Origin of the sequence: Nonomuraea sp. NPDC049758, from assembly GCF_040674635.1 — a bacterium.
Classification (GTDB): domain Bacteria; phylum Actinomycetota; class Actinomycetes; order Streptosporangiales; family Streptosporangiaceae; genus Nonomuraea.
In genome coordinates this window covers 217,731-231,495 of the sequence record NZ_JBFAMZ010000015.1, presented here as the reverse complement: position 1 = coordinate 231,495, position 13,765 = coordinate 217,731, and the positions used below count along the sequence as shown (strand labels likewise).

Here is a 13,765-nt window from a genome sequence, read left to right as displayed (position 1 = left end):
CATGGACAGACATCTGGAAAAGCTCTGGACCACGCTGGAGAAGGTCGACGACCACGCGGTCACCATCCGCGCCTGGGGCGGGAAGCTGGCCGGCGTGCTGTCGGCCGGCGGCCGGCTGCTGGCCTGCGGCAACGGCGGGTCGGCGGCCGAGGCCCAGCACCTGACGGCCGAGCTGGTGGGCCGGTTCAGGGCCGACCGGCCGCCGTACGCGGCGATCCCGCTGCACGGCGACAGCTCCTCGATGACCGCGATCGCCAACGACTTCGGCCACGAGGAGGTCTACGCCCGCCAGGTACGGGCGCACGGCCGTCCCGGTGACGTGCTGATGTGCCTGTCCACCAGCGGCGGCAGCCCGAACGTGCTGGCCGCGGCCCGGGTGGCGCAGGAGGTCGGCGTCGTCGCCTGGGCGCTGACCGGGCCCGCGCCGAACCCGCTGGCCGACCTGTGCGACGAGGCGGTGGCCGTGCCCGCGCAGGAGACGGCCACCGTCCAGGAGGTGCACCTCGCCATGATCCACCTGCTCTGCGACGCCATCGAGGAGGCCGTCTGATGGGCCCCCTCGTCGTCATCGGCGACACACTGCTCGACGTGGACGTCGAGGGCGACAGCGAGCGGCTGTGCCCGGACGCGCCGGTCCCGGTGGTCGACATCGCGGCCGAGCACGCCCGCCCCGGCGGGGCCGGGCTGGCCGCGCTGCTGGCCGCGCGGGACGGCGCGGAGGTGGTGCTGATCACCGCGATCGGCGACGACCCCGACGGTCACCGCCTGTGCGCGCTGCTGTCGGAGGAGGTCGAGCTGGTACGCCTGCCGCTGAACGGCGGGACCGTGCGCAAGACCAGGGTCAGGTCGAGGGGCCAGACCATGCTCAGGCTCGACAGCGGCGACGGCGTCACCCGGTCGGACCCGCCCGGCGAGATCCCCGAGGAGATCACGGCGGTGCTGGGCCGCGCCGGCGCCGTGCTGGTCTCCGACTACGGCAGGGGCGTGGCCGGGATGGCACGGGAGCTGCTGCGCGAGGCCCGCGTCCCGGTCGTGTGGGACCCGCACCCCCGGGGCGGGCCGCCCATGCCGGGCTGCTCGCTGGTGACGCCGAGCGAGGCGGAGGCCAGGATGTTGTGCCCGGACGGCTACCGCGGCCCCGACCACGCGGCCCGCCGCCTGGTGCGGGAGCTGCGCGCGGGAGCCGTGGCGGTCACCACCGGCGGCAACGGCGCCACGCTGGCCGTCCAGGGCGGCCCGCTGACGCGGGTGCCGCCGCCGGTGACGGCGGCCGGGCAGGACGCGTGCGGCGCGGGCGACCGGTTCGCCGGCGCCGCGGCGCTCGCGCTGCGGGACGGCGCGGACGTCGAGGAGGCGGTCACCATCGGCGTCGGCGAGGCCTCGCGCTTCGTCGAGCGCGGCGGGGCCGCCACCGTCAGGACCCAGGAACAGCGGCTCGGCGACCGGCCGCGCACCGCGCTGGAGGTGGCCAGGCTCACCCGCGCGCAGGGCGGCCGGCTGATCGCCACCGGCGGCTGTTTCGACCTGTTGCACGCGGGGCACGTGAGCCTCCTGCGGCGGGCCAGGGCGCTGGGCGACGCTCTCGTCGTCTGCGTCAACTCCGACGACTCGGTGCGCAGGCTGAAGGGCCCGTCCAGGCCCGTCGTCGACGCGCGGGACCGGGTCGAGGTGCTGCGGGCGCTGAGCTGCGTGGACGCGGTCCTGGTGTTCGAGGAGGACACCCCGGCCGAGTCCATCGAGCTGCTGCGGCCCGACGTGTGGGTGAAGGGCGGGGACTACGAGGGGGAAGTCCTGCCCGAGTCAGAGGTCCTGAAGCGGCTCGGCGCCGAGTTCGTCGCGCTCAGCACGCTGCCGGGACGTTCGACCAGCAATCTGATCAGGGAGATCCAGTGAATATTTTGATCACCGGGGGCGCCTCCGGTCTCGGCCTGGCCACCGCCGAAGCGGTCGAGAAGGAGGGCTGGCGGGCGCTCGTCGTCGACGTGCGCGAGCCGGACCAGCGCTTCGACCACGTCACGGCCGACCTGGCCGACCGCGGGCAGGCCGAGCGGGCCGTCCGCGAGCTCGCCGAGCGGGCCGGCGGCCTGGACGGCGTGGTGACCGCGGCCGGCATCGACGCCTGCGGACGCCTGGAGGACGTGCCCGCCGACGACTGGGAGCGGGTGATCCAGGTCAACCTGCTCGGCACGGCCGCCGTCGTCCGGGCGGCGCTGCCGTACCTGAAGCGGAGCCGCGGCAAGGTGGTGACCTGCGCCTCGACGCTCGGGCTGCGCCCGCTGAGCGACGCCTCGGCGTACTCGGCCTCCAAGTTCGGCGTCGTCGGCTTCACCAGGGGCCTGGCGGTCGAGCTGCGCGGCGAGGTGGGGGTGACCCTGCTGATCCCGGGCGGCATGCGCACGAGCTTCTTCGACGGGCGTCCCGAGCAGTACAAGCCGGGTCCGGAGGCGGGGCTGAACGACCCGGCCGACGTCGCCCAGACCGTCGTGTTCGCGCTCCGGCAGCCGGCCGGGTGCGAGGTCAGAGAGCTGGTCGTCTGCCCCTCCACGGAGACGTCATGGCCCTAGAACTGCTGGCGTTGCGCGGGCTCGGCCTGGGCGACCTGCTCACGGCCGTCCCCGCGCTGCGGGCGCTGCGGCAGTCGTTTCCCGGGCACCGGATCACGCTGGCCGCGCCCAAGTCCCTGGAGGCCCTGCTGCCGCTGATCGGCGCGGTGGACGCCCAGGTGGACGTGTCCGGGCCGGGCCCGGTGCCGTTCCAGCGGCCCGACATCGCGGTCAACCTGCACGGCAAGGGGCCGCAGAGCATCGAGGCGCTGCGCGCCGCCGGCCCGGGCCGGCTGATCAGCTTCGGCGTCGGCCCGCCGTGGCAGGACGGCGTGCACGAGGTGCGGCGCTGGTGCGGCCTGCTGGAGTGGCACGGCATCCCCGCCGACCCGGAGGACCTGACGCTCGGCATCTCCGACCGGACGGGCCCGGTGATCGTGCATCCGGGGGCCGCCTATCCGGCGCGGCGCTGGCCGCCCGAGCGGTTCGCCGAGGTCGCGGCGGCGCTGGACGACGTGGTCGTCACCGGCAACGCCGACGAGGTGCCGATCGCCAGGAAGGTCGCCGAGCTGGCCGGGCTGCCGCCGGAGCGCATGCTGGCCGGTCGCACCCGGCTGGCCGACCTGATCGACCTGGTCAGCCGGGCTCGGCTGGTGGTCTGCGGCGACACCGGGGTCGCGCACCTGGCGACGGCGTTCTGCGTGCCGTCGGTGGTGCTGTTCGGCCCGGTGCCGCCGTCGGAGTGGGGGCCGCCGCCCGGATGGCGGCACGTGGCCCTGTGGGCCGGTCGCAAGGGCGACCCGCACGGCCTGCGCCCCGATCCCGGCCTGCTCAGGATCGAGGTGTCGGAAGTGGTCGACGCAGCTCTGGAGGTCACGTCATGAGAGCTCTGGTCACCGGCGGAGCCGGCTTCCTCGGTTCCTACCTGTGCGAACGCCTGCTGGACGAAGGCGCCGAGGTCATCTGCATGGACAGTTTCCTGACCGGCGGCCCGCGCAATGTCGAGCACCTGCTGGACAACCCGGCCTTCCGGCTCATCGAGAGCGACCTGACCGGGTACGTGCACGTCCCGGGCCGGGTGGACCTGGTGCTGCACTTCGCCTCGGCCGCCTCGCCGGCCGACTACCTGCGCTACCCGATCGAGACGTTGCGGGTGGGCAGCGTGGGCACCCTGCACGCGCTCGGGCTGGCCAGGGAGAAGGGCGCCCGGTTCGTCCTGGCGTCCACCAGCGAGGTGTACGGCGACCCGCTGGAGCACCCGCAGAAGGAGACGTACTGGGGGAACGTCAACCCGGTCGGCCCGCGCAGCGTCTACGACGAGGCCAAACGCTTCGCCGAGTCGCTGACCACCGCCTACCGCCACTCACGCGGCACCGACACCGGGATCGTGCGCATCTTCAACACCTACGGCCCGCGGATGCGCCCGTTCGACGGCCGGGCGATCCCGACGTTCATCCGGCAGTCGCTGAAGGGCGAGCCGCTCACCATCACCGGCGACGGCACCCAGACCAGGTCGATCTGCTACGTGGACGACACCGTCTCGGGCATCCTGGCCATGGCCCGCAGCGACTTCACCGGCCCGGTCAACATCGGCAACCCGGACGAGCTGACCATGCTGGAGCTGGCCACCCTCATCCGCGACCTGACCGGTTCGGCCTCGGAGATCGAGTTCATCGACCGGCCCGCCGACGATCCGAAGGTGCGCCGGCCCGACACCACCCTGGCCGCCGAGCGGCTGGGCTGGCGGGCGGAGGTGCCCGCCAAGGAGGGGCTGCGGCGCACGATCGAGTGGTTCACCGCGGAGCTCGCCGCGAACGACAGGTTCGAGGAGCTGCGTGTGTGACGGAGAACGCCGAGGGATCGGCGACTCCACGGGAGGTCGTGGGGGGGGGGGGGCTGGACCCCCCCCCCCCCCCCGACCACCCGGGGGGTGAAGCGATGGTGGTGTCGGGGCGGGGGGGGGGGGGGTGGCTGGGATGGGGCCGCAGCGGGCGGGGGCCCCCCGGCCCCCCCCCCCCCTCCCCCCACGCCCCCTCCCCCGCCGTCCCCCCGCCAACGCGCGCGCTCCCCTCGGCGGCCCCCCCCCCCCCCCCCCACCGCCCGGTCACATGTCGGCGCCCGCCGAGAACATGATCGGCCGGACCTCGATCGCCAGGCCCTCGATCTTGCTGTCGGGGATCATCCCGGCCAGCTCGATCGCCCGCTCGCGGCTCTCGCAGTCGACGATGTAGTAGCCGCCCATGTACTCCTTGGCCTCCAGGAAGGGGCCGTCGGTCACGGCCGGCAGGCCGTTGCGGGTGCGGACGACGGCGCTGGTGGACGGGTCGCCGAGCGCCTGCGTGCCGATCATCTCGCCGGACTCCTGGATCGTCTTCATGAACGCGCCGTGGCCGCTCATGATCAGTTCGCGCTGCTCCTCGCTCAGGGTGTCCATGACCTGCTGGTTCACCTGCATGATCAACAGAAACTTCATCGTCTCTCCTCGTGGTCGGGCGAGTTCCGTCGTGCTGGGTCGGAGCCGGCGCGTCCCTCTCGACATGCCCCGCGAAACTTTTCCGGAAAGCACGTCGAGCGCGCGAGCCGGGCTCCGACCTCCTGGTGGAACGGACGACACCAGGAGGCTCCCGACATGCCGCATCTCACCGAGACCGCCGCCGAACCCAGGGCCGGGCGGCGCGAATGGGCCGGGCTGGCGGTGCTCGCCCTGCCCACCCTGCTCGTCGCGGTCGACATCAACGCGCTGTTCCTGGCGCTGCCCCGGCTGAGCGTGGAGCTGGGGGCGAGCGCCGTCCAGCAGTTGTGGATCATCGACATCTACGGGTTCATGGTCGCCGGTCTGGTGATCACGATGGGCGGCCTCGGCGACCGCATCGGCCGCCGCCGGCTCCTGCTGACCGGCGCGGCGGCCTTCGGCGTCGCCTCCCTCGCGGCGGCGTACGCGACCAGCCCCGCCATGCTGATCGCCGCCCGTACGGTGCTGGGCGTCGCCGGCGCCACGCTCATGCCCTCCACGCTCGCGCTCATCACCAACATGTTCCGCGACGCCCGGCAGCGCGGCACGGCCATCGCCGTCTGGGCCACCTGCCAGTTCGCCGGGGCCGCGCTCGGGCCGGTCGTCGGCGGGCTGCTGCTGGAGCACTTCTGGTGGGGGTCGGTGTTCCTGATGGCCGTCCCCGTGATCGCGGTGCTGCTCGTGGGCGGCGTGCTGCTGCTGCCGGAGTTCCGCGACCCGGACGGCGGCCGCATGGACCTGGCCAGCGTCGCGCTGTCGATGCTGGCGATCCTGCCGGTGGTCTGGGGCGTCAAGGAGCTGGCCGCCTCGTCGGCGTCGGCCGGGCCCGGCGCGCCGCTCGCCGCGATCGCGGTCGGTCTCGCGTTCGGGGCGGCGTTCGTACGGCGGCAGCTCACGCTCGACGCTCCCCTGCTCAACCTGCGCCTGTTCGGCCAGCGTCCGCTCACCCTGATCCTGACCGCGCTCGTGCTGGCGGGCATCGCCATGGCGGGCACCGGGCTCCTGGTCACCCAGTACCTGCAGTCGGTGCTGGGGTACACCCCGGCGCAGTCGGCGCTGTGGTTCGCGCCCATGGGGCTCGGCGTCGCGCTGGGCACCACGCTGACCCCGGCCCTGACCCGCCGCGTCGCCCCCCGCGCCGCCATCATGGGCGGCCTGACGCTGTCGGCCGCCGGGGCGGCGCTGCTCACGCAGGCCGAGGCCGGGCTGCCGGTGGTGATCACCGCCATCACCGTGCTGGCGCTGGGCACCGGCCCGCTGTTCGCCCTGGGCACGGGGATCGTGGTCGGTTCGGTGCCGCCCGAGAAGGCCGGGTCGGCGGCCTCGCTGGCCGAGTCGGGCAACTTCCTGGGCGGGACGCTCGGCCTGGCCCTGCTCGGCACGGTCGCCGCGGCCGTCTACCACCACGCCCTCCCCGCGCACGTGCCCGACGCGGCCAGGGAGACCCTGGCGGGCGCGGCGGCCGTGGCCGGAACGCTCGCCCCGGCGCAGGCCGCCGAGCTGCTGGCGGCCAGTCACGCCGCGTTCTTCAACGGGATCGTGGCGATCGGCCTGGCGGGCGCGGCCCTGTTCGTGCTGGCCGCGCTGCTGACCTCGCTGCTCCCCCGCGCGAACGCGGCGTGACGGCCGGCTCAGGCCAGGCGGAACTGCAGGTCGATGTCCCAGTTGTTCAGGTCGGGCTCGATCCGCGGGTCCGTCGGGTAGAGCTCCAGCCGGCAGCCCCAGTGCTCGGTGCCGTCCTTCTCGGTCATGTCCCAGGTCAGGCCCTGCTCGGCGGCCCACGTCAGCACCGACTCGATGACGCCGGAGAGCTGGTCGGGGTGGCCGTGGTGGGACTCGGTGACGAAACGGCCCGCGGGCAGCGTGCCCGCGTGGAACTCGCCCTCGCCTTCCACAGGCGCGGTGACGGGCACGCCCGCCTCCACCACCAGCCGGTCCTGCGGCAGGTCGATGCTGTGGTACCGGAAGAACGGGGCTCCGGCCATCGTGTGCCCGCGCTCGGCGAGCCAGCCGATCATCTCCGCGATCCGGTCCCCGACGAGGCCGAAACTGGTCATCGTGATGGTCTTCGTGATCCCGAGGTAGGGACGCTCGGGAAGTTCGACGATCTGTGGCATGTGTCTGTCCTCCTTCACCTGTCAGTACGGAGCGGCCGGCCGAAACTCATCGGCAGGCCGGAGAACGGCACGAGCCGGGGATCGAGAAAGGTGGTCACGCCGGTGACGACTCCGCCGCCGATCTCCAGGACTACCAGGGCGAACGCCTCCCCGTCCCGGTACTGGGCGAAGGCGGGCGCGCCGTTGGCCCCGACCGGCAGCAGGCGGGTGCCCTCGCAGGGCGCCCCGGCGGCCAGCAGGACCGCCCTGACCGACTCCCGGCCGCGCAGCCACCACGCGAACGGCGGCATCGACATCGTCGCGTCCTCGTGCAGCAGCGAGACCAGCGCGTCCACGTCGTACCGCTCGAAGGCGGAGACGTAGCGGTCGAGCAGCCGCCCGTCCACCTCGGCGTCCTCCGGGGCGACCGCCGGGAGCCGGGCGCGGGCCCGCTGCAACGCGCTGTTCACGGACGCGACGCTCGTCCCCAGCAGGCCCGCCACCTCGGCGGCCTGCCACTTCAGCACGTCGCGCAGGATGAGCACGGCCCGCTGCCGCGGCGGCAGCCGTTGCAGCGCGGCCACGAACGCCAGCCGCACGCTCTCCCTGGCCACCGCCAGCTCCGCCGGGTCGGCCGGCAACACGCGCCCGTCGGGCACCGGCCACACCCAGGCGTCCCCCGGCAGCGGATCACCGAGCGGGTCGCCGGGACGCGCCGCCGGCCCGAGGTCCATCGCCCGCGCCCGCCGCTGCGGCCCGCGCAGCATGTCCAGGCAGACGGACGTGGCGAGCCGGAACAACCACGGGCGCAACGGCCCCCGCCCGGGCTCGTACGTGCGCCACGCCCTGACGAACGCCTCCTGCACCGCGTCCTCGGCCTCGAAGCCCGAGCCGAGCATCCGGTAGCAGTAGCCGGTCAGCTCGACCCGGTGGTGTTCCAGCTCGCTCGCCTCCACTAGGCCGGGGCCACCTCGATCTGCAGCTCGTGCACCCATTCCGCGCGGTCCTCCGGGCAGTGCAGCGACACCTCTCTCGCCAGGGCGAGCGAGCGGTAGCCGTTCTCCTCGATCCAGTGGGCCAGGGCCTGGAAGGTCGGTCCGACGGCCTCCATCGGGCCGTGGTGGATGATCGCGGCCGCCGTGCCGATCGCGGGCAGGTCCCTGATCTCGAAGTCGTGGCGGGGGTCGGGGTCCACGTTGACCGGCAGGCAGGCGTGGACCATGACCGAGCCGTCGTCCTCCTGGCGGTAGTAGGCCAGGCCGGGGCCGGCCACCCGGACGTCCGCCCGCTCCACGCGGGCGCAGATCTCCTCGAACAGGGGCCCGATCACCGGGCCGACGTCCTCGCCCTCGTAGCTGGCCGCCCTGGCGCTGAGCTGCGCGACCCGGACCGGGCCGACCTTCTTCAGCACGACTTCCGCGGTTCTCATGTGCCCCTCCGTCTCGATGCTGCGGAGTCTCGCCTCGACGCCGCGCAGCCTGGCCAGGTCGGCGTTGATCTGCGCCTCCAGCTGGGCGCGGCGCAGCCGTACCATGCCGTGCAGCTCCTCGGTGCTGACCTTCTCGTCCAGGATCGTCCGGACCTGTTCCAGCGTGAAGCCGAGGTCCTTGATGGCGACGATCCGGTTGAGTCTGGCCAGTTGCGCGGCCTGGTAGGACCGGTAACCGGTGAGCGGGTCCACGTGCGCGGGGCGCAGCAGGCCGATGGCGTCGTAGTGGCGGAGCATGCGTACGGACACGAGCCCCAGCCGAGCGAAATCTCCGATGCTGAACATGTCGGGTCCAGAAGTAGGGGCTCACACGGTGTCAGAGTCAACCTATGGCGATTTCTAGGGACATGGGGTAATTTCCAGCGTAAGAAGCAACCGAACGTTCGTTAGGTCGCCATGGACGTGGACGCACTGCTCCGGATCAGGACGGCCGCGGTGCGGCTCTTCGCCCAGCAGGGCTACGCCGCCACCGGCATCAGAGACCTGGCCAGGGCGGTGAACCTGACCAACGCCGGCGTCTACCACCACGTCCACAGCAAGGAAGCCCTGCTGGCCGACCTCATGCGGACCGGCCTGCAAGGACTGATCGACTCGACCGCCCGCGTCCTGGACGGGGCCACCCGTCCCGCCGACCGCCTCGCCCTGCTGATCACCTCGCTCACCGCCCTGCACGCGCTCACCCCCCTGACCAGCCGCGTCATGGACGGCGAGCTCCGCTCCCTGACCCCGGGCTCGCCCGCGCACACCGAGGTCATCGCCCTGCGCGACGCCTACGAGAGCCACTGGAAGAGCGCCCTGGCCGACGGCGTCGCCGAAGGCGTCTTCCACGTCGCCGACCAGAAGCTGACCCGCCTCGCCCTCATGTCCATGTGCACCGGCACCAGCGAGTGGTACCGCCCCGACGGGGACTCGACGCTGGAGCAGGTGTGCGCGGAGTTCGTCACGATCGGCCTGGCCGCCGTACGCGCCGCCGGCCCGGTCGTGGCGCCCCTCGATCGACGCCTGCTGCCCGTCTTCCCGTGGGAGCCGCCGGATGCACACCACGATCCCCGACCTGCTGAGGCACGCCGCTAGCACGTACGGCGAGCGCGAGTTCCTCCGTTTCCCCGCTTCCTCACCCGCCCTCCCGGCGACCTCGCTGAGCTTCGCCGAGGCCGACGCCGTCTCGGGCCGTCTGGCCCGCGCGCTTGCCGGCCAGGGGGTACGCCCCGGCGACCGGGTGGCCGTCATGCTGGACAACGAGCCGTGGTGGCCGTTGAGCTGGTTCGCCGTCCTGAAGGCGGGGGCGGTCACCGTCCCCGTGAACGTGCGGTACCAGGCCGCCGACCTGGAGCACGTCCTGCGCGACTCCGGCGCGGTCGCCACCCTGACCGGCGCGGAGCACGCCGCGCGCGTGCCGGGCGTGGTGCACCTCGTGGACGAGCTGACGGACGGCCCACCTCTCGACATCTCCCTCGGCGCGGACAATGTCGCCAATTTTCAGTACACGTCGGGGACGACGGGGTTCCCCAAAGCCTGCCTGCTCACCCACGACTACTGGGTCAGGACCGCCCGCGTCGTCGCCGACCTCGTCCGCCTGCGCGACGACGACGTCCTGCTGATCGCCCAGGCGTACTCGTACATGGACCCGCAGTGGACCACCCTGGTCTGCCTGCTCGGCGGCATCCCGCAGGTGGTGCTCCCCCGCTTCTCCGCCTCGGGCTTCTGGCCCGCCGTCCGGGAGCACGGCGCGACCCTCACGTACGTGCTGGGCACCATGCCCCTGCTGATGCACAAGCAGCCGCCGAGCCCCCTCGACCGCGACAACCGGATGCGGCTCGTGCTCTGCTCGGGCATCGCCCCCGGCCTGCACCGCGCGTTCGAGGAGCGCTGGGGCGCGCCCTGGCGCGAGCTGTACGGCTCCACCGAGAGCGGCTGCGACCTGATGGCCGCCCCGGACGCCGACGACACCGTCGGCACCGGCGCGCTGGGCACGCCGCCGCCCGGCAAGGAGGTCCGGCTCGACGAGGAGACGGGCGAGATCCTGGTCCGCGGCACGCCCATGATGACCGGCTACTGGAACCACCCCGAGGCCACCGCGCACGCCTTCCGCGGCGGCTGGTACCACACCGGCGACCTCGGCGTCCGGGACGCGCGAGGCCGCATCCGGCACGCCGGGCGGCTGAAGGACATGGTCCGCAGAGGCGGTGAGAACATCTCGTGCGCCGAGGTCGAGAGCGTGCTCGCCGGGCATCCCGCGGTCCTGTCCGCGGCCCTGGTGCCCATCCCCGACGACCTCTTCGGCGAGCTGCCCAAGGCGTTCCTCCAGCTCCGCCCCGGTCACGCCGCCGACGCGGGCACGGCCGCCGCCGTCATCGCCCACGCCAGGGAACGCCTGGCCCGGTTCAAGGTCCCGGCGTACGTGGAGTTCGTGGAGTCGTTCACGCTCACCCCGTCCGCCCGCATCGAGAAGCGCCACCTGCTCCGCCCCGGCCGCGACCAGCGCGCCGCCCCCGCCATCCCCATGGAGGACCCGGCATGATCGACGTGACCGTACGCGACGAGGTGGCACTGATCACCCTCGCCCGCCCCGAGAAGCTGAACGCCCTGACCGCCGGCATGCGCAAGGACCTGGCCGCGGCCGTCCGCGCGCACGGCCGCACCGCCAGGGGCATCGTGATCACCGGCGCCGGCCGGGCGTTCTCGGCTGGCGAGGACATCGCCGAGGCGGCGGGCAAGCCCCTGGAGGCGGAGGTCGAGCTGTTCCACGACATGACCAGGGCCGTGCTGGAGACCCGGGTGCCGGTGGTCGCCGCGGTCAACGGCCTGGCGGTCGGCGGTGCCGCCGAGTGGACGCTCTGCTTCGACACCCGCATCGGCGCCCCCGCCGCCGAGTACTTCTTCCCCGAGAACCACCTCGGCCTGTCGATCTCGAACGCCGCAAGCCACCTGCTGCTCCGGCTGGCCGGCGGCCGGGCGCTGCGCCTGGTGCTGAACTCGGCCCGGCTGAGCGCCGCCGACGCGCTGGCGGCCGGGCTGCTGGACGAACTCGTGCCCGCCGAGGAACTGGTGGAGACGGCGATCGCGCGGGTGCGCCACTGGACCCGGCCGGGCACCGCCACCGCCGTGCACCTGGGGCTGCTGCGCCCGCCGCTGGCCGAGGTCGAGCGCGCCTTCGAGGCCGAGACCGTGGCCGCCCGGCAGGTGGAGCAGTCGGGCCTCGCCCAGGCCGGCATGACCCGCTTCCTGACCCGCCGAACCCCCTGACCCGCCCCCTTTGGCTCGCCGACCCCTGCCCCGCCGACCCTCGCCTTCGGGCCGGGGCGGTCAGGCGATGACGATGGCGGCGATGATCAAGGCGACCGCGACCACGAGGACGGCGATCGAGTCGTAGGACCAGGTGACCTTGACCGGCGCCGCCGCGGCCGCCGGGTCCGCGCGGCGGTGGGCGGCCTCGGCGCGGTCGCGGATCTGGTCGCCGACGAAGTCGGCGTGGGTCTTGCCGGTGAACGCCTCGGCGGCGGCCTGCTCGGCCTTGCTGACCGTGGCCTCGACCCGGAACCGGCCTCCCCGCTGGGGCTTGGGCACGCCGCGCCGCTGCGCCTTGGACCGCTCTCTGGCGCTGCTCATGGGCGTCCACAACCGCAGCACCTGCTCGTCGGCGCCCTCGCCGCCGTAACGGACGGCGATGGAGTGGGTGACCGTCACCTCGCCCACCGAGGCCCACGGCAGGAACGTCGTGCGCAGCGGGTTGCGGGCCAGCAGCCCCTCCTCGCCGACCACGGTGGCGGGCCGGACCGCGATCGCGTAGACGAGCGCCGTCATCGCCCCGAGCACGGCCAGCGCCACCATGGACGGCTTGCCGTTGTAGTGGGCCGTCAGGTCCCACACGTTGAACGCCACGAAGACCAGCCAGGCGCAGCCCAGCACGAACCCGGTCTTGGACCGGTAGGTGTGTTTCACGGCTGCCACTTGATCTGCGCGAACCCCGGCTTGATCACGCCGTTGATCAGCGCCAGCCGCTCGTCGAACGGCAGGAAGGCCGACTTCATCGCGTTGACCGTGAACCACTGCAGGTCGTCCCAGCCGTAGCCGAACGCCTCGACCAGCTTGGCGAACTCAAGGGACACGCTCGTCGAGCTCATCAGCCGGTTGTCGGTATTGACGGTGACCCGGAAGTGCAGCCTGCGCAGCAGCCCGATGGGGTGCTCGGCGATCGAGTCGGCGGCCCCGGTCTGGAGGTTGGACGTGGGGCACATCTCCAGCGGGATGCGCTTGTCGCGCACGTACGCCGCCAGCCGCCCCAGCTTGGCCGACCCGTCGCCGGCCACGGTGATGTCGTCGATGATCCGGACGCCGTGGCCCAGCCGGTCGGCGCCGCACCACTGGATGGCCTGCCAGATCGACGGCAGCCCGAACGCCTCGCCGGCGTGGATCGTGAAGTGCGCGTTCTCCCGCTGGAGGTATTCGAAGGCGTCGAGGTGCCGGGTGGGCGGGTAGCCGGCCTCGGCCCCGGCGATGTCGAACCCCACGACGCCGACGTCGCGGTAGCGCACGGCCAGCTCGGCGATCTCCATCGAGCGGGCCATGTGGCGCATCGCGGTCAGCAGCGTGCCGACCCGGATGCCGCGACCCTGCGAGCCCAGCGTGAACCCTTCGAGCACCGCCTCCACCACCTGGTCGAGGCTGAGCCCCATGGTGGTGTGCTGCTCGGGGGCGAAGCGCACCTCGGCGTAGACCACGCCGTCGTCGGCGAGGTCGCGGGCGCACTCGGCGGCCACCCGGACCAGGGATTCGCGGGTCTGCATGACCGCGACCGTGTGGTCGAAGGTCTCCAGGTAGCGCTCCAGCGAGCCGGAGTCGGCGGCCTCCTCGAACCAGAGGCGCAGATTGTCGGGGTCGGTGGAGGGCAGCCGCCCGTAGTCGATCTCCCGTGCGAGCTCGACGATCGTCTCGGCGCGCAGCCCGCCGTCGAGGTGATCGTGCAACAACACCTTGGGAGCCTGCCGGATCTTGTCAAGCGTGGGGCTCATCTGGCCATGATATGAGCACACTCCTCCGCCGCCGCACACGTCGCGCCCGCCTGTGGACAACCCTTCCGACACACCCGTGAGACAGGGCCGTCAGCCCGCCCGTGAGGCGCGCC

The 13,765-nt window shown here is 73.1% G+C and carries 15 protein-coding genes; 9 read left to right on the top strand and 6 right to left on the bottom strand.

What is annotated here, in order from left to right:
- The first annotated feature begins 1 nt into the window (after position 1).
- From AB0J46_RS34485 to AB0J46_RS34465, 5 genes are read left to right on the top strand one after another with little or no spacing between them, the layout of a single operon-like run.
- Positions 2-550: an SIS domain-containing protein gene (locus tag AB0J46_RS34485; RefSeq protein ID WP_364338279.1), complete on the top strand. Its 549-nt coding sequence runs from the start codon at positions 2-4 to the stop codon at positions 548-550.
- Positions 550-1,893, top strand: coding sequence for a PfkB family carbohydrate kinase (locus AB0J46_RS34480; RefSeq protein WP_364338278.1), 1,344 nt, complete (start codon positions 550-552; stop codon positions 1,891-1,893). Before AB0J46_RS34485 ends, AB0J46_RS34480 begins: the two co-directional genes overlap by 1 nt.
- A complete protein-coding gene (locus AB0J46_RS34475) occupies positions 1,890-2,564 on the top strand; it encodes an SDR family oxidoreductase (RefSeq protein WP_352363997.1) in 675 nt (224 codons plus the stop codon). Before AB0J46_RS34480 ends, AB0J46_RS34475 begins: the two co-directional genes overlap by 4 nt.
- Complete coding sequence (locus tag AB0J46_RS34470; RefSeq protein WP_364338277.1) at positions 2,555-3,427, top strand: glycosyltransferase family 9 protein; 873 nt, start codon at positions 2,555-2,557, stop codon at positions 3,425-3,427. The genes AB0J46_RS34475 and AB0J46_RS34470 overlap by 10 nt, the downstream gene beginning before the upstream one ends.
- Positions 3,424-4,386: a UDP-glucuronic acid decarboxylase family protein gene (locus AB0J46_RS34465; RefSeq protein WP_358298968.1), complete on the top strand. Its 963-nt coding sequence runs from the start codon at positions 3,424-3,426 to the stop codon at positions 4,384-4,386. Before AB0J46_RS34470 ends, AB0J46_RS34465 begins: the two co-directional genes overlap by 4 nt.
- A gap of 261 nt (positions 4,387-4,647) precedes the next feature.
- Here the strand turns inward: AB0J46_RS34465 and AB0J46_RS34460 are convergent, their stop codons facing one another.
- Positions 4,648-5,016, bottom strand: a complete 369-nt coding sequence (locus AB0J46_RS34460) for a YciI family protein (protein WP_364338275.1) — start codon at positions 5,014-5,016, stop codon at positions 4,648-4,650.
- 156 nt (positions 5,017-5,172) lie between these two features.
- On the opposite strand from AB0J46_RS34460, the gene AB0J46_RS34455 reads away from it, so the two are divergent.
- Positions 5,173-6,678, top strand: a complete 1,506-nt coding sequence (locus tag AB0J46_RS34455) for an MFS transporter (protein ID WP_364338274.1) — start codon at positions 5,173-5,175, stop codon at positions 6,676-6,678.
- Positions 6,679-6,686: 8 nt separating this feature from the next.
- On the opposite strand, the gene AB0J46_RS34450 is transcribed toward AB0J46_RS34455, so the two are convergent.
- From AB0J46_RS34450 to AB0J46_RS34440, 3 genes are read right to left on the bottom strand one after another with little or no spacing between them, the layout of a single operon-like run.
- Positions 6,687-7,172 carry a GyrI-like domain-containing protein gene (locus tag AB0J46_RS34450; protein WP_364338273.1) on the bottom strand — a complete coding sequence of 162 codons (486 nt, stop codon included), beginning with the start codon at positions 7,170-7,172 and terminating at the stop codon, positions 6,687-6,689.
- Between the two features lie 14 nt (positions 7,173-7,186).
- Complete coding sequence (locus AB0J46_RS34445; RefSeq protein WP_364338272.1) at positions 7,187-8,107, bottom strand: RNA polymerase subunit sigma-70; 921 nt, start codon at positions 8,105-8,107, stop codon at positions 7,187-7,189.
- Entirely contained in the window at positions 8,107-8,925 is an 819-nt protein-coding gene (locus AB0J46_RS34440; RefSeq protein WP_364338271.1) for a MerR family transcriptional regulator, read from the bottom strand. Before AB0J46_RS34440 ends, AB0J46_RS34445 begins: the two co-directional genes overlap by 1 nt.
- A gap of 111 nt (positions 8,926-9,036) precedes the next feature.
- Between AB0J46_RS34440 and AB0J46_RS34435 the strand changes: the two genes are divergently transcribed.
- From AB0J46_RS34435 to AB0J46_RS34425, 3 genes are read left to right on the top strand one after another with little or no spacing between them, the layout of a single operon-like run.
- Positions 9,037-9,714 (top strand): TetR/AcrR family transcriptional regulator, encoded by a 678-nt coding sequence (locus AB0J46_RS34435; protein ID WP_364338270.1) that lies wholly within the window; start codon positions 9,037-9,039, stop codon positions 9,712-9,714.
- Entirely contained in the window at positions 9,674-11,161 is a 1,488-nt protein-coding gene (locus AB0J46_RS34430; RefSeq protein ID WP_364338269.1) for an AMP-binding protein, read from the top strand. Before AB0J46_RS34435 ends, AB0J46_RS34430 begins: the two co-directional genes overlap by 41 nt.
- The gene (locus tag AB0J46_RS34425) at positions 11,158-11,886 is read left to right on the top strand and encodes an enoyl-CoA hydratase/isomerase family protein (protein WP_364338268.1); all 729 of its coding nucleotides are present in this window, start codon (positions 11,158-11,160) and stop codon (positions 11,884-11,886) included. The genes AB0J46_RS34430 and AB0J46_RS34425 overlap by 4 nt, the downstream gene beginning before the upstream one ends.
- 60 nt (positions 11,887-11,946) lie before the next feature.
- Here the strand turns inward: AB0J46_RS34425 and AB0J46_RS34420 are convergent, their stop codons facing one another.
- Positions 11,947-12,582 (bottom strand): PH domain-containing protein, encoded by a 636-nt coding sequence (locus AB0J46_RS34420; RefSeq protein ID WP_358282399.1) that lies wholly within the window; start codon positions 12,580-12,582, stop codon positions 11,947-11,949.
- Entirely contained in the window at positions 12,579-13,652 is a 1,074-nt protein-coding gene (locus AB0J46_RS34415; protein ID WP_364338267.1) for an adenosine deaminase, read from the bottom strand. Before AB0J46_RS34415 ends, AB0J46_RS34420 begins: the two co-directional genes overlap by 4 nt.
- Between the last annotated feature and the right edge of the window lie 113 nt (positions 13,653-13,765).

Bases quoted from the DNA above. Each gene is read 5' to 3' on its own strand.
- AB0J46_RS34485 (WP_364338279.1), top strand. From the start codon at position 2: ATGGACAGACATCTGGAAAAGCTCTGGACCACGCTGGAGAAGGTCGAC.
- AB0J46_RS34480 (WP_364338278.1), top strand. From the start codon at position 550: ATGGGCCCCCTCGTCGTCATCGGCGACACACTGCTCGACGTGGACGTC.
- AB0J46_RS34470 (WP_364338277.1), top strand. From the start codon at position 2,555: ATGGCCCTAGAACTGCTGGCGTTGCGCGGGCTCGGCCTGGGCGACCTG.
- AB0J46_RS34465 (WP_358298968.1), top strand. From the start codon at position 3,424: ATGAGAGCTCTGGTCACCGGCGGAGCCGGCTTCCTCGGTTCCTACCTG.
- AB0J46_RS34460 (WP_364338275.1), bottom strand. From the start codon at position 5,016: ATGAAGTTTCTGTTGATCATGCAGGTGAACCAGCAGGTCATGGACACC.
- AB0J46_RS34455 (WP_364338274.1), top strand. From the start codon at position 5,173: ATGCCGCATCTCACCGAGACCGCCGCCGAACCCAGGGCCGGGCGGCGC.
- AB0J46_RS34450 (WP_364338273.1), bottom strand. From the start codon at position 7,172: ATGCCACAGATCGTCGAACTTCCCGAGCGTCCCTACCTCGGGATCACG.
- AB0J46_RS34440 (WP_364338271.1), bottom strand. From the start codon at position 8,925: ATGTTCAGCATCGGAGATTTCGCTCGGCTGGGGCTCGTGTCCGTACGC.
- AB0J46_RS34435 (WP_364338270.1), top strand. From the start codon at position 9,037: ATGGACGTGGACGCACTGCTCCGGATCAGGACGGCCGCGGTGCGGCTC.
- AB0J46_RS34430 (WP_364338269.1), top strand. From the start codon at position 9,674: ATGCACACCACGATCCCCGACCTGCTGAGGCACGCCGCTAGCACGTAC.
- AB0J46_RS34425 (WP_364338268.1), top strand. From the start codon at position 11,158: ATGATCGACGTGACCGTACGCGACGAGGTGGCACTGATCACCCTCGCC.
- AB0J46_RS34415 (WP_364338267.1), bottom strand. From the start codon at position 13,652: ATGAGCCCCACGCTTGACAAGATCCGGCAGGCTCCCAAGGTGTTGTTG.